The sequence below is a fragment of the Geodermatophilus sp. CPCC 205761 genome, from assembly GCF_051383655.1.
Lineage (GTDB): Bacteria > Actinomycetota > Actinomycetes > Mycobacteriales > Geodermatophilaceae > Geodermatophilus.
The window spans coordinates 52,803-71,158 of the sequence record NZ_JALPKQ010000012.1 but is presented as its reverse complement, the minus strand read 5'-3'; the positions used below and the strand labels follow the sequence as shown (position 1 = coordinate 71,158).

The following is an 18,356-nucleotide window of genomic DNA, read 5'->3' as shown; positions in this document are numbered from 1 at the left end:
ATGCGTCCTGCTCGTGGGCGGGGGGCGGTGACCGCCGTGGCCGACATCGTCCTGGTGCCCGGGGCCTGGCACGGCGCGTGGTGCTGGCGGCGCGTGCTGCCGCAGCTGTGGGCGGCCGGGCACCGGGTCCTCGCCGTGACGTTGACCGGGCTGGGGGACCGGGCGCACCAGCTCGCGCCGGACATCACGCTCGCCACCCACGTCGAGGACGTGGTCGCCGCGGTCCGGGCGGAGGAGTGCCGGGACGCGGTGCTGGTGGGGCACAGCTACGGCGGCGTGGTGGCGACCGGCGCGGCCGACCGGCTGGGCGGTGCGGTCGGCCGGCTGGTGTACGTCGACGCCGTCGTCCCGGCTCCGGGGGAGTGCTGGTCGACGCGCAACCCGCCGGACGTCCGGCAGGCGCGGCGCGCGGCGATCGAGCGGACCGGCACCATCCCGCCCCCGCCGCCCGGGGTGTTCGGCCTCACCGGCGCCGACGCGGAGTGGGTGGCGCGGCGGCAGACCCCGCAACCCGGCGGCGTCTACGACGACCCGCTCGACTTCGACGCCGACCGCTGGGCGGCCCGGCCGCGGACCTTCGTCGACTGCACCGCGCCGGCGTTGCGCACCATCGACCCCTCCCGGGAGCTGGTGCGCACCCAGCCGGGCTGGGAGCTGGTCGAGCTCGCCACCGGGCACGACCCGATGGTCAGCGCGCCCCGTGAGCTGACCGAGGTGCTGCTGGCGGTCGCCGCGCGCTAGCGACCGTGGAACCGGCGGTGCAGCTCGTGCACCTCCTCGCCCGGCCCGGCGACGGGCCCCTCGGGAACGATGCCGCGGACGACGTCGCCGATCGGCAGCGGACGCACCGGTCCCGGCGGCACCCCCAGCTCGGCCAGCCAGCCGCTCAGCTGGGCCGAGGAGCTGGCGTAGACGATCCGCCCCAGGCCCACCCAGGCGTGCGCGGCCGCGCACATGGGGCAGTGCTCCCCGGACGTGTAGACGGTCGCCGCCGCCCGCTCCGCGGGGGTGAGGTGCTCGGTGGACCACCGCGCGATCGCGAACTCGGGGTGCCGGGTGGCGTCGCCGCCGGCGACGTGGTTGGTGTCCTCGAAGCGCACCCGGCCGGCGGCGTCCACGAGCACCGACCCGAACGGCTCGTCGCCCGCGTCCAGCGCGGCGCGGGCGAGCTCCACGCACCGGCGGAGGTGGGTCCGGTCCACGTCGTCGACCACGGCGCCATGGTGGCGCAGCCGATGAGTTCCCGGCCCCCGCCGGGTCGTCCTGGCATGGGACAGCTGGTCGTCACGCAGAACTGCACGCTGGACGGCGTCATCGAGGCGCTCGACGGGTGGTTCGACCCGCAGGGCGACGACGAGGACACCTCCGACGTGCTGGCGGTGATCCAGCAGCAGATGGCCGCCCAGACCGGCTTCCTCCTGGGGCGGCGGACGTTCGAGGACATGCGCGGCTTCTGGCCGGCGCAGACCGACGACACGACGGGGATCACCCGGCACCTCGACGAGGTCCGGAAGTACGTCGTCTCCCGCACGCTGACCGACCCGGGCTGGGAGAACACGCGGGTGCTGCCCGGGGACCCCGTCGAGGAGGTGCGCGTGCTGCGGGCATCGCACGACGGCGAGGTCGGCGTGACCGGCAGCATCACCCTGTGCCACGCGCTGATCCGCGCGGGGCTGGTCGACGAGTGCCGGCTGCTGGTCCACCCGCGGGTGCTGGGACGGGGGCGACGGCTGTTCCCCGACGGCGTCGACGTCCGGCGACGGCGGGTGGGTGCGGAGGAGTTCCGTGCCGGGATCACGCTGCTGACCTACCGGCCGACGGTCGGCTGACGGCACACTGCCGCCATGCCGACCCAGCCCATGCCCGCCGACTGGCAGCGAGCCCTCGTCGTCGCGGCGCACCCGGACGACATCGAGTACGGCCTGGCTGCCGCGGTGGCCGCCTGGACGTCGTCCGGCAAGGACGTGCACTACCTGCTGGCCACCCGCGGCGAGGCGGGCATGGCGGGGGTGCCGCCGGAGGAGGCCGGCCCGCAGCGCGAGGAGGAGGAGCGGAGGTCCGCCGCCGTCGTCGGCGTCACCGAGGTGGAGTTCCTCGGGCTGCGCGACGGCCAGCTGGTGGAGGGGCTGGACCTGCGCCGGGCCCTGGCGGGGGCCATCCGCCGGCACCGGCCGGAGCTCGTCGTCACCGGGTACTTCGGCGCCACGTGGTCGCCACCCGGGGTATCGCCGTCCTACGTGAACTCCGCCGACCACCGGGCGCTGGGCCAGGGTGTGCTGGACGCGGTCGCCGACGCGGGGAACGAGTGGATCTTCCCGGAGCTGACCGAGGAGCCGTGGCGCGGTGTGCAGTACATCGCCGTCCAGGAGATGACCGATCCGGCGCACGTGGTCGACGTCGCCGAGCACGTGGACGCCGCGGTCGCCTCGCTGTGCGAGCACCGCCGGTACCTGGAGCTGTTGTCGAAGGACCCGGTCGAGGAGCAGGCGCGTCAGGTCATCGACATGGGCACGCTGGCCGAGGACGGCGGCCGGCGGGTCGGCTTCAACCTGTACTGGGGCTGAGCGGCGGCGGTGGGCCGTGTCCTCACCGCGTTCTAGACTGTGGGCACGACGGACGAGTCGGCTGGGCGGTCGCGTCGGCGGGGGAGACCCCGCCGCCGAGGAACGTCCGGGCTCCACAGGGCAGGGTGGTCGCTAACGGCGACCCGGGGCGACCCGCGGGACAGTGCCACAGAGAACAGACCGCCAGCGCTCGCGCTGGTAAGGGTGAAACGGCGGTGTAAGAGACCACCGCACACCGGGTGACCGGTGTGGCTCGGTAAACCCCACCCGGAGCAAGGTCGAGAGGGACGGCGGGCGACCGCCGTCCTGCGCAGGCGTTCGAGGGCTGCCCGCCCGATGCCTGCGGGTGGACCGCTCGAGCCTGCCGGCAACGGCAGGCCTAGATGGATGACCGCCCATCGGGAGGCCGCAAGGCACCCGTGGACAGAACCCGGCGTACAGGCCGACTCGTCCGTCGCCCGCCTCTCTGACCAGAGCTCATGTAGTCAGCGGGGGCGACAGTCCGCCCAGGGTCCGCAACTCGGCCGCGGACGCCGCCGACGGCGGCCTCCCTGGAAGCAGCTGTCGGTGTCCCGCCGGCGGCGACCGCGGGTACCTTGGACGCGCCCGCCGTAGCAGATGGACCGGTCGAGAAGACGGCCACCAGCCACCACCGGCCCCGGCCACGGATCCTCCGTCGGCGTGGACGGGGAGCCCTGAGACACCGATCGACCTCGCCGTCCTGCGCAGGCGGCTGCGCGGCGCTGTGGCCGCCGGGTTCTCGCCGTCCTGCGCCGACGATGACGACGTCTCCTGGCTGCTGCTGGCGTTCGAGGAGCTGGGTTCCAACGCGCTGCGGCACGGCAGCCCACCCGCCCACGTGGCCGTCACGATCACCGCGACCGGCTGGCTGGTGGAGGTGAGTGACGCCGCGCCCGACCGGCCACCGATCCCGGCCGAAGGGCGCGACGCCGCCCTCGGGGGCCTCGGGCTCTCTCTGGTGGCCCGGCTCAGCGACGGCCACGGCTGGGTGGAGGAAGTCGGCCGCAAGCGCGTGTGGGCCCACCTCGTCTGCGCGACCGCACGACCGACCGACCGAGAGGCGGGAAGTCCGCACGACGGGACGCAGACCTCCCCACGTTCTCCACACCCGGACGACCAATGGCCTCAGCAGTCGAGACCGCGGATGGCATCGCCGTGGTCGCGCACGGACCCCCGTGCTGGCGGCCGAGGTCCGGCAGTCGAGCAGTGGCTGCCGGACCGCCTGTCCGCCCGGCCGTTAGCTGCTCTCCGTGCCCGGCCTTCCTCGGTCGGAATCCACTCGCGGAGACGACGGACGTTCGCCGAGCATCTCCTCGATGACGCGGTCGAGCCGTTCGTCGATCACATCCCTCAGCGGCGGTGTCGACAGCGGAACGCAGTCGGCCCGGTAGCGGTCCGCGAGTGCCTCGTTGAGGGCCTGGGCGAGGACGTCCTGCTGGAGCCCCTCGAGCGGCACCAGGCCCTGGAGATAGCCGTCGAGGTCGAAGGCGTCGCCGGTGCCGCCCAGCGCCAGGTAGCGCAACCACATGTCCCGCACACTCAGCTCGGCCCGAACCCGCGCGCTGTCCATGTGCCGGTGGCGCTCATCGATGGTCATGGTCGTGGCGGTCAGGCACCGGCGGAGCGGGCGTTGCGAGCGGCCACCGCCGCCAGGAGGGCACGGGCCACGTCGTGGACAGGGTGGCCGGCCTGCCGGGCGGCGTCGGAGAGCCTGGCGAAGGCGTCCTGCTCGCTGGCGGCGCCCCGGGCGAGCAGCACGCCGGTGGCCCGGGCGACGGCGTCCCGACTGGCCAGCGCATCAGCCAGCTGCCGACTGAGCCGGCGGGCCTCCTGGAGGCTCTGGGAGTTGGCCAGCAGGATCGCGGCTTGTGCGGCGAGCAGGCGCATGACGTGCTCGTCCTGGGGTCCGTAGTTCTGCTGCCGCTCGCAGTAGACCTTCATCGCGCCGATCGATTCCGCGCCCACGATCAGCGGTGTGCTCAGCACCGAGCGAACACCCATCCGACTGACCGCCTCGTTCCACTGCGGCCACCGACCGTCGGTGGCGGTGTCATCGATCCGCACCAGCTCCCCGGTCCGCCAGGCGGTCAGGCAGGGTCCTTCGTCCAGCTCGTACTGGAGCACGTCAGCCTGTTCGACGGCAGCGTTGGACGCTGCGCGCGACCGCTTGCCGTGCTCGTCGACGACGGTGACCCGGCACCCAGGGTGCCTGCAGTGGTGGTCGCGGCAAGCGTGGTGACGAGTGCAAGGGCAGTGTCGACGGTCTCCCGGGAGAGGACCAGGCCCGCCATCTGGGTCAGTGCCGATGCCAGTTCGTCGGGTCCGGGCGGTGCCGTGTCCGGCACGTGCGGAGCGGGGTCTGGCATGGCGGCTCCCTCCAGCGGTGCGGGCTGCCCGGTCAGGTGTCTCGTGCGCGCGGCGGGCGGTGAGTCGCGGGGGTGCGGTCGAGTTCTCCGGTGAGCACCAGGTGGTCGGCGACGTCGCGCACCTTGCGGTTGGTGTTCATCGAGGCGTCCGCCAGCAGTCGGAAGGCCTGGTCAGCGGTGAGCTTGAACCGTTCGATCAGCACACCCTTGGCCTGCTCGATGACCGACCGGGACTCCATCGCCTTCTCCAGGTTGTCAGCGAGGTCCCGGGCATCCTGCAGCGCGTCCAGGTTGGTCAACGCAGCGCCGGCATAGGCGGCGAACGCGGCAAGTGCAGCCCGGTCGTCGGCGGTGAACGCCTCGGCCACGCGCGCGTACACGTTCAGTCCCGCGGCCAGGTGCGCCGCCGGCACGGGCGCGGCCATCGAGCTCAGCGCGCCGCGCTCGAGGAAGGTCGGCAGGTAGTCCGGCCATCGGTCCTCGGTGCGGCCGTCGGGGATCTCGACCACGTGACCGCCGAGGGCAGCCTCCAGGCAGGGACCGTGACCGCGCGCGTACTGGCTCTCGTCGAGGTCGCCGGCCAGTGATCCGGTGAAAGCGGCAGTGGCGGGCTGCTCGCCGCGCATGAGCGTGATCGACACCTCGGCGCCCGCAGGCATCGCCTGCTGGACCAGCTCGACAACGCGTTGCAGTACCGACTGCGGGGTCTGGTTCGACAAGAGCAGCCGGCCGAGCTCGTCGAGGGCCGCCCGGGTCTGCGGCACGCTCTGACTGTCGGTGCGATCGGTCACCAGCGCCGCTCCTCACGCCCTGCGGCCTGGCGACCTCGACCACTGCCTGCCGAGGAGCAGGTCGCGCGCCCGTCTCGCGGACGGGCCCCACCCTCGTCTTGAGTGGGCTGCGCCGACGGACCTGCTGCACCACGACTGCGGGAACGAACGACGGCGTTGAGCACGGTACCCGACATTGACTGCGCAGGGCGGACCTCGCCCACCGGGCAGGTATCGACCCCGTCGGCGACGATGGGATCGCCCCGCACGCAGGAGCAGCCTCCGCCACGCGCACCGACCTCGACGAGGGACCACCACCCGCCGGCCGGTCGCGGCACGCCGACGCCGGCATCGGAGGAACCCGTGCAGATCGACCCGCTCACCGCGCGCCGCAACACCGTGCTCGCCGGCCTCGGCCCGGCGACGCTGGCCAGACTGTTGCCGGCGCTGCGGCCGACGCCGCTCCTCTCGGGAGTCGTGCTGCACGAGCCGGGGGAGGCCATCGAGGCCGTGCACTTCCCGCTCGTCGGCGTCGTCTCGATCGTCGCCGACCTCGGCGTCGACCTGGTCGTGGAGACCGCCACGATCGGCCGAGAAGGCATGGTCGGCATCCCGCTGGTCCTCGGTGCAGGCATCCCGACGGAACGAGCGTTGGTCCAGGTGCCCGGCGAGGCGCTGTCCATGGCCGCTGCAGACCTCAAGGCGCACCTCGCCGACGTCGACGGCCCGCTGACCGACATGCTGCGCCGCTCGGCCCAGGCACTGTTCACCCAGGTTGCGCGCAACGCCGCCTGCAACCGGGTTCACGTCGTGCGCCAGCGCGCCGCCCGCTGGCTGCTCATGACCGCCGACCGGATGGACAGCCCCACCTTCGAGCTGACCCAGCACTTCCTCGCCCAGATGCTCGCGGTGCGCCGCACCTCGGTGAGCGAGGTCGCCCAGTCACTGGCCGAGGACGGCTGCCTCACGTACGTCCGCGGCAGGATCACCATCATCGACCGGCCGCGCCTGGAGGCCCGCGCCTGCAACTGCTACGACGCGATCCGCCTGGCCACTGAAACGGCCCTGACGTCCACGTAGCGGTCAGCCCTCCTCGAAGCACGGCGGGCAGCGATCGACCGCCCGACAGCGACCTCGTGGCCGTCCGCACGGCGTCCGCACGGCCCCCCGCGAGGCCCTCTCGGCTCAGGACTCGGGGGCGTCCTGCCGGACCTCACGCTCCGGGATCGCTTCGACGGTCACCGGCACGGGATCAGCGGGCCCGAAGACCCGCGAGGCGGCCGTGATCGTGCCCTTCAGCACGTACTGCATGTAGTTCGCGGCGGCCATGGGCCCCAAGCCGAAGGGCAGCAGCCCGGCCAGCAGGGGCGGTCCGATCGCCAGCGCCCATGCCCGGAGGATCTCCGACTCCGAGGCGGCGATCTCCTGCCGCTCCTCCGCCGGCAGGGCCACCAGGGCGTCGAACGCAGCGGCCCCTGCCAACAGCGACGCGTGGGGTCCCAGGATGGCGTCGGGACGGATCCGGCCGGTCCTGTCGAGCTTGACCGCTCCCTCCGTGAGCACCAGGAGGACGGCGATGCGGGTGAGTTCGGGGTCGGTGAGGTCCCGGTCGTGGAGCAGTCCCACCTTGATTGCCGCACTGACCGACTCCTTCAGGACCTCCCTCAACGCGACCGGGATCGCGGCTGCCGAGATCGCCGTTCCCACACCCGGCACGATCGACGGCAGCGAGAAGGAGACCGCTCGCGCCGCCCTGATCCGGTTCCCGCGCGTCACCTGGCTCACCAGCTCCCCCGGGGCGACGAGGGGCTTGCTCGCCCGGACCTTGTCGACGACCTTCTGGGCCTCCTCGAGGGACGGCTGGAGAGTCCGGTTGATCAGCGCCATCGCACGCTCGACGGTCGCTTCGATGTCGAACTCCGGCTTCGGGAAGTTGAATCCGCCGGTCATCGGGTCTCCTGTCGGTTGTCGCCTCCTGCAGGATGTCAGCCGAAGTCCCGGGCGCGTCGCTTGACCGTCATCGGGACGTTCGGCTTCCAGGCGGGCCCATGGGCGGGCGGGGCGTCCTGCCGGCCACTTCGCACCCATCGTCGGCTCGTTGATCAGGACACCTCGACCGTGCCCAGCGGACTGCTCACGGCCATCCGGCGTCTCTCGCGGACGACCGCTCCCGGTCTCCCTCATTCGGATGGCCCGGCGCGGCGTTTCCGCGGGAACGTCGTCGAGTCAGCTGCCTTGACCGCGTTCCGCGGGAACGCTCGACGGCGGTCTGGGGGCGACGGTGTCGAGGCACGGCGTGCTGATCCCAGGTCGACCCTGGGGGCGTCGGGGGCGCTGACCCCTTCTTCGGATCCGTGACCGGGCCGGGCGACGGCCCGATGCGGTGATCGAGAGGTCCCGGACGAGCCGGCAGATGGCGGTCCCGCGTTCGTCCACCGGCCGCTGACGGCCGCGCGGACGTAGTCTCCTGTCCTCCGAAGTCACGCTGCGGGGGTGGCGATGACGAGCCTGGGCGCCGACGGCGCACCCTTCAGCACTGCCGGTCTCACGGCCTTCGCCGTGGCCGTCATCGGTACGGCGGCGACGTTCGGAATCGGTCTCCTGAACTACCGCAGGCAGGGGCAGGTCCTGCGTTCGCAGGAGAGGTACCAGGCCGAGCAGTTGAAGCTCCTCGAGTCGGCGCAGGTCACCGACCGCTTCACCCGGGCCGTCGAGCAGATGGGCAGTGAGAGCACGCACGTCCGCATGGGCGGGATCTTCGCCATGGAGCGGATCGCCCGGGACTCGACGATCGATCGCCGGTACGTCGTCGACACCCTGGCGGCGTTCGTCCGGGGACGGTTGCCCTCCGATGACGTGGAGGAGCGGCGTTACGTGAAGATCCTGCGGCTGCGAGCCCCCGACGCGCAGGCCGCCCTGAGCGTTCTCTGCCGCCCACCCTTGTCGGACGCACGGGGCTCGGCGGGGGACGGCGTACGCCTCGATCTGTCGCGCACGGACCTCCGCCGTGCCGACCTGCGCGATGCGCGACTCGACGGCGTCAGCCTGTGGGGCGCACGACTGGAGGGTGCCGACCTCCGAGGCGCCCACCTGGCGGGCAGCATTCTGGAGAAGGCCAATTTCGGCAGGGTCGATCCCGGCAACCAGTACTTCCAGCGGGGGGCCGACCTGAGCGGCGCCGATCTGACGGGCGCGCGGACGGCGGGTGCCTTCCACCTGGACGAGGCCATGACCGACGGGACGATCGGCCTGCCCACCTAGCCCCGCGCCGTCGTCGGAGCGGGCAGGATCGACAGACGTGCGAGCCGACGTCCCGCGGCTGAGGTCCTCTGCCGCCGGACCCGCGTAGCTGTGGCCTACGACCGGGACACCGCCGAGCGGGTCCGACGACTCCTCGCCCCGCACGGCGACGTCGTCGACAAGCGGATGGTCGGCGGGGGACTGTCCTTCTCGGTGGACGGCCGCATGTGCTGTGGCGTCACCGGCACCGGGCTCCTGGTCCGCGTCGGCCCCGACGCGGTGGCCCGCACCCTCGAGGAGCCGCACGTCGGCCCGATGGAACTGGGCGGCAAGCGGCTCTCGGCCTTCGTCCTGGTCGACCCCGCCGGCTACGCCACCGACGAGGCGCTCGCCGGCTGGCTGCAGCGCGCCCGCGACTTCGTGGCCACGCTGCCGTAGCCGAGGACGCCGGCGGAAAGGCGGTGCTGAGCCCGGGCACCCCGCACTACCGTCCGCGGGGGTGACCCCTCCACGGATCCGCCCACCCGGTGTGGCCGACGAGCGCACCCAGCTGCTCGGCTGGCTCGATCTCCAGCGGGCGATCGTCCCGTACAAGTGCGAGGGGCTCTCGGAGCAGGACGCCCACCGGGCACTGCTGCCGACCTCGCCGGCCATGACCGTCGCGGGCCTGGTCTCCCACCTCCGCTGGGTGGAGCACTGCTGGTTCGAGGTGCTGTTCCTCGACCGCCCGGCCGACGGCAACCCGCAGTTCGGGGAGGTGGAGGCGGCCGACTTCGAGGTCGGCGACACCCCGCTGGAGCAGCTGCTCGACGAGTACGCCCGGCAGTGCGCCGTCTCCGACGAGATCGTCGCCGCGGCCGACCTCGACGACCGCGGCCGGAACGCCGAGTACGGCGCCACCGAGCTGACCCTGCGCTGGATGCTGCTGCACGTGCTGGAGGAGGTCGCCCGGCACGTCGGCCACCTCGACGTCCTCCGCGAGCAGCTCGACGGCGCCAGGGGCTACTGGTGAGACGGCCTACTCGACCCGCAGGTCGCCCTCGGCGGGGTACGGCTCGGCCAGGGCGCCGTCGGGGGCGAACCGCGCCCGGAAGGTGAGCCTCGAACCGGCCCCGGCCTCGCCCAGCAGCGCGCGGCGGAAGGCCACCGCGAGGTCCTCGCCCCGGCGCCGGGACAGCAGATCGGCCATGCCGGCCACCGGAGCGGCGTCCTCCACGTGCACCACGACCGTGTCCCAGCCGTCCCGACGCGGGTCCGGCTCCCGGGACACGATGGGCCCCGAGAGCCGGGTCAGGTTCTCGACGACCTGGACCACGTCATCGCCCCGCCACCGTCAGGACGGCGCCGGGTCGCGGCGCCGTCCGCGGTGACCGTCCTCAGTCCGCCCCTGTCCCTCCGGACACGACCAGCTGTTCGAGGGCGGCGATGTCGGACTTCAGCTTCGCCAGCGCGCTGGTCACCTCGCCGTCCGCCCGCGGCGTGGGGACGCCGGCGAGCCCCTCGCCGGCCGCCGCGCTCGGTGCCTGCGACGGGGGTGCGGGCGGCGGCGGGCTCACCGACACGGTGGCCGTCATGCTGGGCCCGGACGTCGAGATGCCGGTGATCGAGACGGCGGTGTCCTGGCCGGCGTAGGAGTCGGAGCTCGGCGTCGACGTGGGCGTCAGCGCGGTGTTGGCGCTCGTGCCCGGGTAGACGTCCCCCGCGTCGCCGCGGTTCCGGTTGCGCTCCAGGTCCCGCTTCCCGTCGGCCTGCACCAGGCCGACCATGTAGTGGAACTCGTCGGTGTTGGTGGTCTGGGCGTCGTCGATGTGCCAGACGAGCAGGCCGCCGGCCGGGATGAGGCCGTCGTACCCGGTGCGCTGCCGGTTCTCCACGAGGAAGTACTCCTTGCCGCGCGTGCCGTCCCGCCACATGCGGTGGACCGTGCGGCTGGTCTTGACGTCGTCGAACGTGATCGTCCCCGCGTCCTCGACGTTGACCTCCTCCACCCAGCCCTGCTTGAGCTTGCACCAGGCCGACGGGTGCGCCGGCAGGTCACCGCCGCCGTTCCACGAGCCACCGGCCATGAGGCACCAGTTGCCGGCCCCCTCCGAGGTGTCGTCGGTGTCGTAGAGGTCGGGCAGGCCGAACAGCAGGTGGCCGAGCTCGTGCGCGCTGACGCCGATCTTCGCGTCCTCGGGGATCGTCAGGTAGGCGTAGATGCGGGTGCGGTCGGTGCGGTACGGCGACGTCAGCACCCACTTGTGCGACCAGATGTCCCCGGAGTCGCCGGTGGCCTCGCCGCCGCCCCCGGCGTGGACGACGACGAAGGCGTCGACGTAGCCGTTGCCGTCGTTGTCGTAGGGCTTGAAGTCCACCTGCGGGTCGGCCGCGACCGCCGCGTCGCGGGCCATGTGCTGCGCCCGCGGGGTGCCGGTCGGCCGGCCGATGCCGAAGTTGTCGTTGGCGTACCACGCCAGGGTCCGCGGCATCCGGTACGGGCCGACCACCTCTCCGACGAGGTCGATCTTGCCGCCGCTGACCTCTTTGAAGTACTCGGTGACGCTCCCGCGCGGCAGCACGCCGGTCGAGAAGAACAGGTCGTTGAAGTGCTGCGGCGTCTCGTTCATCGGGTGGTCGGCGAAGTCCACCAGCACGACGACGACGCGCACCTTCCCGCGCAGCGGGGCGCGCTCCGCCGCGGCACCGCTGATGGCGCTGTACGGCGTGCCGAGCGGGAACTCGTCGGCCGGGATGATCGTCCCGTCGTCGAACCCCGGCCAGCGCGGCCTGCGGGGCAGCGTCAGCTGCCGCAGGATCGGCGACTCGGCGTCGGCACGGAACTGCCGCAACTCCTCGCGCAGCCGCTCCCGGAGCTCCGGGCTCGGGGCCACGGCACACAGATCCCGCCAGACCGCCACGGACATGGCGCACCTCCGCTCTCGTCGGATCCGCGGCGATCCTCGGCGCGGTGCCGTCACGCGACCGTCACGGGAGCGTCACCGGGTCCGGCCCGGGCCGGCGGTCAGCGGGCCACGAGCAGGACGAGGACGCCGCCCAGCGCACCGGTCAGGACGCCGACGACCAGCAGGACGAGGGCGCTCGCCCGGTCGAACTGGCTGCCCAGGAGCACGTCGACCAGCAGCCCGGCATCGCCGGACCGGTCCCGCCAGGCGCGCAGCGCGGCACCGGTCCGCCGGCTCTCCCGGATCAGGAGCGCGAGGGCGGTCAGCTCGGCCAGCAGCGACACCAGCAGGCAGACGACGGCCAGGGCGACCTGCGCGGTCTCGCTCATGCCGGGAAGCGTGCCGCACGCGGACCGGCCGCGGGGGCGCTCAGGGGGTGCAGCGGTCGCCGTCGGGGCCGGGGGCCAGCGGCCGGGAGGCCTCGTCGGCGGCGGTGAGGGCGCGGGCGTACCAGCGGGCGCAGGCGGCCGTCACCAGCGCCCAGGCGAGCAACAGCAGGACGATCACCGCCACGGCCGGCTCCCGGCGGTGAGCGTGACCCCGTGCGAGGCGAGATCGGCGCGGACCCGCTCGGCGTTCCGCCGGTGGGTGGCGGCCCGCTCGCGCAGGACGTCGGCCAGCGCCGGGCTGGCGCACCGGCCGGCCCGCCGGTCGAGCACGGCGGCGGTCTCCACGTAGACGGCCGCGCGGCGGATCAGCTCGACGATCTCGAGCCGGTTCTCGGCGAACTGCCGTCCGGTGCGGACGGGGCCTCTGTGCGTGTCACGGTGGGCGAGCTCGGTCACGTCCGTCACCTCCAGAGGAGCGCTGTCAGGGAGGAAGACGCCCCCGCCCGACGGGGATGACGCGAGATCCGCTGCGGTAGGCCATGTCGTAGCTCGACAGCACCTCCAGCAGGAACGCCGATGCCGACCGGGCCACCTGCGGCACCTCGCCGGCAGGGGTCTCGGCGAGCACCTCCGCGAGGAGGTCGTGGTGCACCTGCACCACCTCGAGCAGGCTCCGACCCGCGGCCAGGGTGCCACGCCCGAGCTGGTAGCCGGTGGTCAGCGCCGATTCCTCCTGCCTCGACAGGTACCGGAGGAAGGCCGCGCGGTAGTCGCGCAGCAGGTCCCCGTGCGGTGTCACGGCCCCGGCACCGGCGGGGCGGCGAGTCGTGTGTCCAGTTCCTCCAGTCCTTCCTCGAGGTCCAGCGCGGTGATGACCGTGCCGGTGTCCATGCCCAGCTCCACCATGGCGAAGGCGACGTCGGGCTGGATGCCGACGATGACGGTGACCGCGCCTCGCAGCCGGGCCATCTCGGCGATGTCCCGGAGGGTGCGCGTGCCGAAGGAGTCCAGGACGTCGAGCGCGGCCACGTCGATGACCACCCCGCGGGCGCGGTCGGCGCCGATCCGCTCCACGAGGTCCTCCTGGAAACGGACCAGCTGGGAGTCGTCGAGCGCCGTGTGCACCGAGGCGATCAGGTACGGGGCCTGCCGCAGGATGGAGAACAGCCGCGGGCCGGGTGTCATGGCCCACCTGTCTCGCTGCCCCGGGTGACCGTGTACCCCAGGAGCCGCTCGGCCTGCTCCAACCCGCCCTGCAGGTCGCCGATCGTGTTCATCTTGCTGAGATCCACCCCGATGGTGACCAGCGTCTGGGCGATCTCGGGGGACAGACCGGTGATGATCACGCTGGCGCCCATGAGCCGGGACGCGTCCACCGTCCGGACCAGGTTGTTGGCGACGGACTCGTCGACGTCCGGGACGCCGGTGATGTCGACGACGACGACCTTGGCCCGGTGGGTGCGGATGCCGCTGAGGAGTTGAACGGTCAGCTGACGCGCGCGCTCCTGGTCCAGCACACCGATGATCGGCAGGATCAGCAGCCGCTCCCGGACCGGGAGCACCGGCGTCGACAGCTCCCGGATGGCGTCCTGCTGCTGCCGGATGACCCGCTCCCGCTCGTCGACGAAGCTGACCGCGACGGTGTTGGCGATCCGGTTCGCGGCCGGCTCGTAGGCGTCGAGCACACGGTTGAGCAGGGGCAGGTCACCCTGGTACTTCTCGAACAGCGACCGGGCCAGGACGTCGCGCAGCAGCAGGACGATCCCCACGACCTCGTGGGTCTCCACGCCGCGCGGGATGATCCGCTCGGACAGGTCGCGGGCATAGTGCTGCAGCGCCTCCACGCTGCCGGTCTCGAGCACCTCGACGTAGTTGTCGTAGACCAGCGTGGTCTCGGCGGCCATCTCCTGAGAGGTCATCGCCTGCAGCAGGTGGGCCCCCTGGATGCGCGAGGCCCACTCCTGCCGCAACCGGGTCCGGTGCTCGCGCAGGTGGGCCACGAGCTGGGGGAGCAGGACGTCCTCGTCGGCGTGCGCAGTCGAGTGCGGGCGGGCCTCGGTCACGGTCGCGTCCTCGTTCCTCGTCATCGCTCTCCCCGCCACTTCGTCATCGTCACCGTCACGCCGCGGCCGCTCTCGGAGAGGACCGCGAACTCGTCCATGAGGCGTCGGGCACCGGGAAGCCCGAGCCCGAGACCCCGGTAGGTGCTGTAGCCGTCCCGCAGGGCCTCTTCGACGTCGGGGATCCCGGGGCCGGAGTCGCGCGCCACGATGGAGATGCCGGTCCGCGGTTGCTCGACGGGCTCGACCACGATCTCGCCGGCGTCGGCGAAGCGCACGATGTTGCGGGCGATCTCGGAGACCGCCGTGGCGATCAGCGTGATGTCGGTGGGGGAGAACCCGAGCTGGGTGGCCACCTCGCGGGCCGCCTGGCGCGCCCCGACGATGTCGGCATCGGTGCGGACGGGGACGCGCACGACGTCCTCCCGGGAGCGGCCGCGTCCGACGAGGGGCTCGGACAGCCTCGCGCAGAGGTCGCACTCCAGCAGGTGGCGGGCCGCGTCCACCTCCCGCTGGCGCCGGCGGTCGCCGCCGGAGATGGCGAGCAGCACCGGGCGGCACCGCTCGGTCGGGGGTTCCACGCGCTCGGAGACCAGGAGGTACTCCACGCGCAACCGGGCGCGGGTGCGGTTGAGCTGGGCGGCCACGGCACCGGCGGTCGAGCCGAGCTCGGCGGCGAGGGAGCGGGTGTCCTGGCCGGAGACCTCGTGGGCCAGGAGGGTCGCCCGGTCCCGGTCGGAGAGCCTGGTCAGCGCCTCGGCGACGGCCGCGCGGTCCTCGCTGGCGAGCACGCCCTCGTCGGGCGCATCGGACGGGCGCAGGTCGACGACCCGGTGGAGGTGGCGGCGCTGCCGGTCCGCGTCCCGCCACATCGACGTGACGACGTTGCGGGCAGTGACGATCGCGTAGGGCTCGAGCATCCCCGGCTCCACCCGGCCCGCCGCCGCCAGCACCCGGGCCAGCGTCTCCTGCACCAGGTCGTCGGCGGTGGCCTGGTCGGGGACGCGCGCGGCGACGATCCGGCGGACGAGGGGGATGAGGCCTGCGACGTCCGCAGACTCCATGCCCGCGACATCCACCGGGTCGACGGCCTCCATGCGACGAGACGCTACGCCCGGGGGCACCGGCCGGTCGCGCCGAACGGCGCCGCCGGTGGCACCTGACCAGCACGTCCACCGCGGGACGCGGATCCGGCGATCCATGACGCGCCGTCGTCCCGGCATCCGGGGCGACGGCGGGTCGGGCCCCCGCGCCGAGCAGGACGGATGCGACCGCGGCCCGCCGGACGGGGAACTGCCTGATTCGTCAGCCCCCGCCCGGTGCGACGTCTCCACCGTGCAGGGCCCGAGGAGCCGGCCGGCGGACCCGTGACCCCGGTCCGTCGGCCGGCCCCCGGAAGTCACCCGACAGGAGGAGGTGGCGCTCCGCGGTCGCGCGCCTCCGTTGTGTCATCGTCTGCGTCGTGCGCGCGAGGACCCGGTGACCGTCGTCGTCGCGCTCGCGGCACTGGTCGCACTCGTCGCCGGTGTGGCCGGCGGCGTGGTCGTCAACCGCGCCGCCGGGCGCTTCCCGTGGCCCCCGAGCGCTCGGGTCCGTGACCTGGCCCGCCCCGGAGCCGCCGCCGTCCGCCCGCCGGTGCTGGAGATCGTCACCGCGCTGCTGTTCGTCCTCGTCGGCCTGCGGTTCGGGGTCTCCTGGGAGCTGCCCGCCTTCCTCCTCCTGGCCGGCGCGGGGGTGCTGCTCGCCGTCATCGACCTGCGGGCCCGGCTGCTGCCGAACCGGGTGCTGCTCCCCGCGCTCGGCGCCGGCGCCGCCCTGCTGGTGCTGCCCGCCGCCCTGGACGGCGCCTGGCCGGCCCTGCTGCGCGCCGTCCTCGGAGCCGCGGCGCTGTTCGCCGCCTTCCTCGTCCTCGCCCTGCTCTCCCCGGGGGCGCTCGGGATGGGCGACGTGAAGCTGGCCGCCCTGCTCGGCCTGTACCTCGGCTGGCTCGGCTGGGGCGCGGTCCTCGGCGGGGCGGTCGCGGGCTTCGTCGTCCAGGCCGTCGTGGCGCTGGGCCTGCTCGCCGCGCGGCGGATCGGGCTGCGCGGCGAGCTCCCGTTCGGCCCGGCGATGCTCGCCGGCGCCGCCGTCGCCATCTGGTGGACCGCGCTGCCCGTCTGAGGCGGCTCCCGGCACGACCCGGTCATCCCGGTCACTCCGGGTGACATGCCGGGCCCCGTACACCCGGGGGAGTGACGCGGGTCGATCGATGGGGGGAAGGACCCTCAAGTCGCCGAGCGGAATGCCCGACGGGGTTCTCACTGCCGCAAGGCCGGGTCGACCGATCCGGACCGGACGGCCCGTCCCCCCAGGAGAACCCCCGTGATCAACCCGCTCGCCACTCTCGTCACCCTCGTCGCCCTCGCCAAGGACCGCGTCCAGCGCGAGGAGAAGGGCGCCACCGCCGTCGAGTACGGCCTCATGGTGGGCCTGATCGCCATCGCGATCATCGGCGCGGTCATGTTCCTCAGCGACGAGCTGTCCGGCCTCTTCGACCAGATCGGCAACGAGCTGTCCACCGCCGGCGACTGAGCCCGGCCCCACCCAGCACCGCGGCGCAGCGGCTCCTCCCCCGGGAGCCGCTGCGCCGTCGCACACGGACGAGCGGGCCACGACCACGGAGAGGAGGCGGGGATCGATGCGCAACCGGCTGCAGGAGCAACGCGGGGCCGCGGCGGTGGAGTTCGCCATGATCATCCCCCTGCTGCTGATCCTCGTGCTCGGCATCGCCGAGTTCGGTCACGCCTTCCAGGTGCAGGGCACGCTGTCGGCCGCCGCTCGCGAGGGGGCCCGGGTGATGGCGCTGCAGAACGACCCCGCCGCGGCGCGCACCGCCGTCCGCAACGCCGCGCCCACGCTCGACCCCGCGATCACCAACGCGCAGATCGCCGTCACACCGGCCGCGTGCCCGATGACGAGCACCGGCACCACCAACGTGCGCGTGACCATCGAGTACCCGATGCCGTTCCTCACCGACTTCTTCGGCGTGAGCATCGAGCTGTCCGGGACGGGGGTCATGCGGTGCAGCGGCTGAGAAAGGCCCCCCCTGCCCCCCGCCACGGCGGCCGCACGGCCCTCCGCCGCCGGCTGGCCGGCGAGCACGGAGCCTCGGCGGTGCTCATCGCGCTGCTGCTGGTCCCCGTCCTCGGCTTCACCGCGATCGCCGTCGACGTCGGCGCCCTCTACGCCGAGAAGGCGCGGCTGCAGACCGCCGCCGACGCCGCCGCGCTCGCCGTCGCCCGCGACTGCGCCCGGGGCGCCTGCGGGAACATGCAGGCGACCGCCCAGGCCCTCGTCGACGCCAACCTCGGGGACGCCACCGCGGCCCCGCCGGTGCTCGGCAGCGACCCGACCAGCGTCACCGTCACCGGCAGCACGCCGACCGAGCACTGGTTCGCGCCGGTCCTCGGCCACGAGGCGACGCAGGTCCAGGCGACCGCCACCGTGGCCTGGGGCGCGCCGAGCGCGGGGACGGCGGCCCTCCCGCTGATCTTCTCGTGGTGCGAGTTCGCCGTGCAGACCGGCGGCGGCATCCCGTCCACGACCACCGAGCGCACCATCGTGCTGCCCAAGAAGAGCGACACCGGCTGCACCGGGCCCTCCCACATGTTCGTCCCCGGGGGCTTCGGCTGGCTGGTCACCAACGGCAACGGGACCACGTGCCGGGCCACCAGCTCGGTGGGCGGCCGGTTCACCTCGGAGACCGGCAACAACCCCTCGCAGGGCTGCGACCCCGAGGACCTCGCCGCCCTCGTCGGGCGCACCGTGCTGCTGCCGATCTTCGACGACTACGGCGGCACCGGCAGCCACGCCTGGTACCACGTCTACGGCTATGCCGCCTTCACGATCACCAGCTACCACTTCGGCGGTCAGTACGACTCCGGCACGCCCTGCAAGGGCGAGGAGCGGTGCATCCGCGGCTTCTTCACCCGCTTCGTCGACACCTCCGATGCCTTCTCCTACGGCCCCGGCGCGCCCTCACTCGGCGCCTGGGTCCTCCGACTGATCCGATAGGGGCCCCG

The 18,356-nt window shown here is 73.4% G+C and carries 25 protein-coding genes, 1 other RNA gene and 1 pseudogene; 13 read left to right on the top strand and 14 right to left on the bottom strand.

The window, feature by feature from the left end; translation table 11 throughout:
• Positions 1 to 36: 36 nt before the first annotated feature.
• Positions 37 to 741, top strand: a complete 705-nt coding sequence (locus MY526_RS09700; protein ID WP_436690516.1) for an alpha/beta fold hydrolase — start codon at positions 37 to 39, stop codon at positions 739 to 741.
• Here the strand turns inward: MY526_RS09700 and MY526_RS09695 are convergent.
• A complete protein-coding gene (locus MY526_RS09695; protein WP_436703784.1) occupies positions 738 to 1,214 on the bottom strand; it encodes a nucleoside deaminase in 477 nt (158 codons plus the stop codon). The genes MY526_RS09700 and MY526_RS09695 overlap by 4 nt on opposite strands.
• A 54-nt stretch (positions 1,215 to 1,268) precedes the next feature.
• Between MY526_RS09695 and MY526_RS09690 the strand changes: the two genes are divergently transcribed.
• From MY526_RS09690 to MY526_RS09675, 4 genes and pseudogenes are all read left to right on the top strand, one after another.
• A complete protein-coding gene (locus MY526_RS09690; RefSeq protein WP_436703783.1) occupies positions 1,269 to 1,829 on the top strand; it encodes a dihydrofolate reductase family protein in 561 nt (186 codons plus the stop codon).
• Between the two features lie 15 nt (positions 1,830 to 1,844).
• Positions 1,845 to 2,564 (top strand): PIG-L deacetylase family protein, encoded by a 720-nt coding sequence (locus MY526_RS09685; RefSeq protein ID WP_436703782.1) that lies wholly within the window; start codon positions 1,845 to 1,847, stop codon positions 2,562 to 2,564.
• A 53-nt stretch (positions 2,565 to 2,617) separates the two neighbouring features.
• An RNA gene (rnpB, locus tag MY526_RS09680) (RNase P RNA component class A) lies at positions 2,618 to 3,018 on the top strand.
• Positions 3,019 to 3,309: 291 nt separating this feature from the next.
• Positions 3,310 to 3,561: pseudogene (locus MY526_RS09675) on the top strand (ATP-binding protein); the annotation flags it as partial.
• Between the two features lie 261 nt (positions 3,562 to 3,822).
• Here MY526_RS09675 and MY526_RS09670 read toward each other — a convergent pair.
• From MY526_RS09670 to MY526_RS09660, 3 genes are all read right to left on the bottom strand, one after another.
• Positions 3,823 to 4,182 carry a hypothetical protein gene (locus MY526_RS09670; RefSeq protein ID WP_436690508.1) on the bottom strand — a complete coding sequence of 120 codons (360 nt, stop codon included), beginning with the start codon at positions 4,180 to 4,182 and terminating at the stop codon, positions 3,823 to 3,825.
• 11 nt (positions 4,183 to 4,193) lie between these two features.
• Positions 4,194 to 4,892 carry a GAF and ANTAR domain-containing protein gene (locus MY526_RS09665; RefSeq protein WP_436703807.1) on the bottom strand — a complete coding sequence of 233 codons (699 nt, stop codon included), beginning with the start codon at positions 4,890 to 4,892 and terminating at the stop codon, positions 4,194 to 4,196.
• 91 nt (positions 4,893 to 4,983) lie between these two features.
• Positions 4,984 to 5,742: an ANTAR domain-containing protein gene (locus MY526_RS09660; protein ID WP_436690504.1), complete on the bottom strand. Its 759-nt coding sequence runs from the start codon at positions 5,740 to 5,742 to the stop codon at positions 4,984 to 4,986.
• 342 nt (positions 5,743 to 6,084) lie between these two features.
• Here MY526_RS09660 and MY526_RS09655 point away from each other — a divergent pair, with 342 nt between their 5' ends.
• Positions 6,085 to 6,801 carry a Crp/Fnr family transcriptional regulator gene (locus MY526_RS09655; RefSeq protein WP_436690502.1) on the top strand — a complete coding sequence of 239 codons (717 nt, stop codon included), beginning with the start codon at positions 6,085 to 6,087 and terminating at the stop codon, positions 6,799 to 6,801.
• Positions 6,802 to 6,906: 105 nt separating this feature from the next.
• Here the strand turns inward: MY526_RS09655 and MY526_RS09650 are convergent, their stop codons facing one another.
• Positions 6,907 to 7,671 (bottom strand): hypothetical protein, encoded by a 765-nt coding sequence (locus tag MY526_RS09650; protein ID WP_436703781.1) that lies wholly within the window; start codon positions 7,669 to 7,671, stop codon positions 6,907 to 6,909.
• Between the two features lie 549 nt (positions 7,672 to 8,220).
• Between MY526_RS09650 and MY526_RS09645 the strand changes: the two genes are divergently transcribed.
• From MY526_RS09645 to MY526_RS09635, 3 genes are all read left to right on the top strand, one after another.
• On the top strand, positions 8,221 to 8,982 hold the full coding sequence (locus MY526_RS09645) for a pentapeptide repeat-containing protein (protein WP_436703806.1): 762 nt from the start codon (positions 8,221 to 8,223) through the stop codon (positions 8,980 to 8,982).
• A gap of 90 nt (positions 8,983 to 9,072) precedes the next feature.
• Positions 9,073 to 9,399, top strand: a complete 327-nt coding sequence (locus tag MY526_RS09640) for a TfoX/Sxy family protein (RefSeq protein WP_436703780.1) — start codon at positions 9,073 to 9,075, stop codon at positions 9,397 to 9,399.
• A gap of 61 nt (positions 9,400 to 9,460) precedes the next feature.
• The gene (locus MY526_RS09635; protein WP_436703779.1) at positions 9,461 to 9,973 is read left to right on the top strand and encodes a DinB family protein; all 513 of its coding nucleotides are present in this window, start codon (positions 9,461 to 9,463) and stop codon (positions 9,971 to 9,973) included.
• Between the two features lie 6 nt (positions 9,974 to 9,979).
• Here the strand turns inward: MY526_RS09635 and MY526_RS09630 are convergent, their stop codons facing one another.
• From MY526_RS09630 to MY526_RS09590, 9 genes are all read right to left on the bottom strand, one after another.
• Positions 9,980 to 10,276 (bottom strand): hypothetical protein, encoded by a 297-nt coding sequence (locus MY526_RS09630; protein WP_436690490.1) that lies wholly within the window; start codon positions 10,274 to 10,276, stop codon positions 9,980 to 9,982.
• 61 nt (positions 10,277 to 10,337) lie between these two features.
• A complete protein-coding gene (locus tag MY526_RS09625; protein ID WP_436703778.1) occupies positions 10,338 to 11,834 on the bottom strand; it encodes a M6 family metalloprotease domain-containing protein in 1,497 nt (498 codons plus the stop codon).
• Between the two features lie 131 nt (positions 11,835 to 11,965).
• Entirely contained in the window at positions 11,966 to 12,235 is a 270-nt protein-coding gene (locus MY526_RS09620; protein WP_436690486.1) for a hypothetical protein, read from the bottom strand.
• Between the two features lie 40 nt (positions 12,236 to 12,275).
• A complete protein-coding gene (locus MY526_RS09615; RefSeq protein WP_436690484.1) occupies positions 12,276 to 12,419 on the bottom strand; it encodes a hypothetical protein in 144 nt (47 codons plus the stop codon).
• Entirely contained in the window at positions 12,410 to 12,691 is a 282-nt protein-coding gene (locus tag MY526_RS09610; protein ID WP_436690482.1) for a hypothetical protein, read from the bottom strand. Before MY526_RS09610 ends, MY526_RS09615 begins: the two co-directional genes overlap by 10 nt.
• Before the next feature lie 25 nt (positions 12,692 to 12,716).
• Positions 12,717 to 13,034, bottom strand: coding sequence for a phosphatase RsbU N-terminal domain-containing protein (locus MY526_RS09605; protein ID WP_436690481.1), 318 nt, complete (start codon positions 13,032 to 13,034; stop codon positions 12,717 to 12,719).
• Positions 13,031 to 13,420, bottom strand: coding sequence for an STAS domain-containing protein (locus tag MY526_RS09600; protein ID WP_436690479.1), 390 nt, complete (start codon positions 13,418 to 13,420; stop codon positions 13,031 to 13,033). The genes MY526_RS09605 and MY526_RS09600 overlap by 4 nt, the downstream gene beginning before the upstream one ends.
• The gene (locus MY526_RS09595; protein ID WP_436690477.1) at positions 13,417 to 14,322 is read right to left on the bottom strand and encodes an STAS domain-containing protein; all 906 of its coding nucleotides are present in this window, start codon (positions 14,320 to 14,322) and stop codon (positions 13,417 to 13,419) included. The genes MY526_RS09600 and MY526_RS09595 overlap by 4 nt, the downstream gene beginning before the upstream one ends.
• Positions 14,319 to 15,392 carry a sigma-70 family RNA polymerase sigma factor gene (locus MY526_RS09590; protein ID WP_436703777.1) on the bottom strand — a complete coding sequence of 358 codons (1,074 nt, stop codon included), beginning with the start codon at positions 15,390 to 15,392 and terminating at the stop codon, positions 14,319 to 14,321. Before MY526_RS09590 ends, MY526_RS09595 begins: the two co-directional genes overlap by 4 nt.
• 382 nt (positions 15,393 to 15,774) lie before the next feature.
• Between MY526_RS09590 and MY526_RS09585 the strand changes: the two genes are divergently transcribed.
• The 4 genes from MY526_RS09585 (at position 15,775) to MY526_RS09570 (ending at position 18,348) form a co-directional block, all read left to right on the top strand.
• Positions 15,775 to 16,455, top strand: coding sequence for a prepilin peptidase (locus MY526_RS09585; protein WP_436690473.1), 681 nt, complete (start codon positions 15,775 to 15,777; stop codon positions 16,453 to 16,455).
• 201 nt (positions 16,456 to 16,656) lie between these two features.
• Positions 16,657 to 16,866 (top strand): Flp family type IVb pilin, encoded by a 210-nt coding sequence (locus tag MY526_RS09580; RefSeq protein WP_436690471.1) that lies wholly within the window; start codon positions 16,657 to 16,659, stop codon positions 16,864 to 16,866.
• Positions 16,867 to 16,972: 106 nt separating this feature from the next.
• Entirely contained in the window at positions 16,973 to 17,368 is a 396-nt protein-coding gene (locus MY526_RS09575; RefSeq protein WP_436703776.1) for a TadE/TadG family type IV pilus assembly protein, read from the top strand.
• On the top strand, positions 17,356 to 18,348 hold the full coding sequence (locus MY526_RS09570) for a pilus assembly protein TadG-related protein (RefSeq protein WP_436703775.1): 993 nt from the start codon (positions 17,356 to 17,358) through the stop codon (positions 18,346 to 18,348). The genes MY526_RS09575 and MY526_RS09570 overlap by 13 nt, the downstream gene beginning before the upstream one ends.
• Positions 18,349 to 18,356 lie beyond the last annotated feature (8 nt).

Coding starts and splice junctions, on each gene's coding strand:
- MY526_RS09650 (WP_436703781.1), bottom strand. CDS start 7,671: ATGACCGGCGGATTCAACTTCCCGAAGCCGGAGTTCGACATCGAAGCG.
- MY526_RS09595 (WP_436690477.1), bottom strand. CDS start 14,322: ATGACGAGGAACGAGGACGCGACCGTGACCGAGGCCCGCCCGCACTCG.
- MY526_RS09685 (WP_436703782.1), top strand. CDS start 1,845: ATGCCGACCCAGCCCATGCCCGCCGACTGGCAGCGAGCCCTCGTCGTC.
- MY526_RS09670 (WP_436690508.1), bottom strand. CDS start 4,182: ATGACCATCGATGAGCGCCACCGGCACATGGACAGCGCGCGGGTTCGG.
- MY526_RS09575 (WP_436703776.1), top strand. CDS start 16,973: ATGCGCAACCGGCTGCAGGAGCAACGCGGGGCCGCGGCGGTGGAGTTC.
- MY526_RS09620 (WP_436690486.1), bottom strand. CDS start 12,235: ATGAGCGAGACCGCGCAGGTCGCCCTGGCCGTCGTCTGCCTGCTGGTG.
- MY526_RS09645 (WP_436703806.1), top strand. CDS start 8,221: ATGACGAGCCTGGGCGCCGACGGCGCACCCTTCAGCACTGCCGGTCTC.
- MY526_RS09600 (WP_436690479.1), bottom strand. CDS start 13,420: ATGACACCCGGCCCGCGGCTGTTCTCCATCCTGCGGCAGGCCCCGTAC.
- MY526_RS09690 (WP_436703783.1), top strand. CDS start 1,269: ATGGGACAGCTGGTCGTCACGCAGAACTGCACGCTGGACGGCGTCATC.
- MY526_RS09590 (WP_436703777.1), bottom strand. CDS start 15,392: ATGGAGGCCGTCGACCCGGTGGATGTCGCGGGCATGGAGTCTGCGGAC.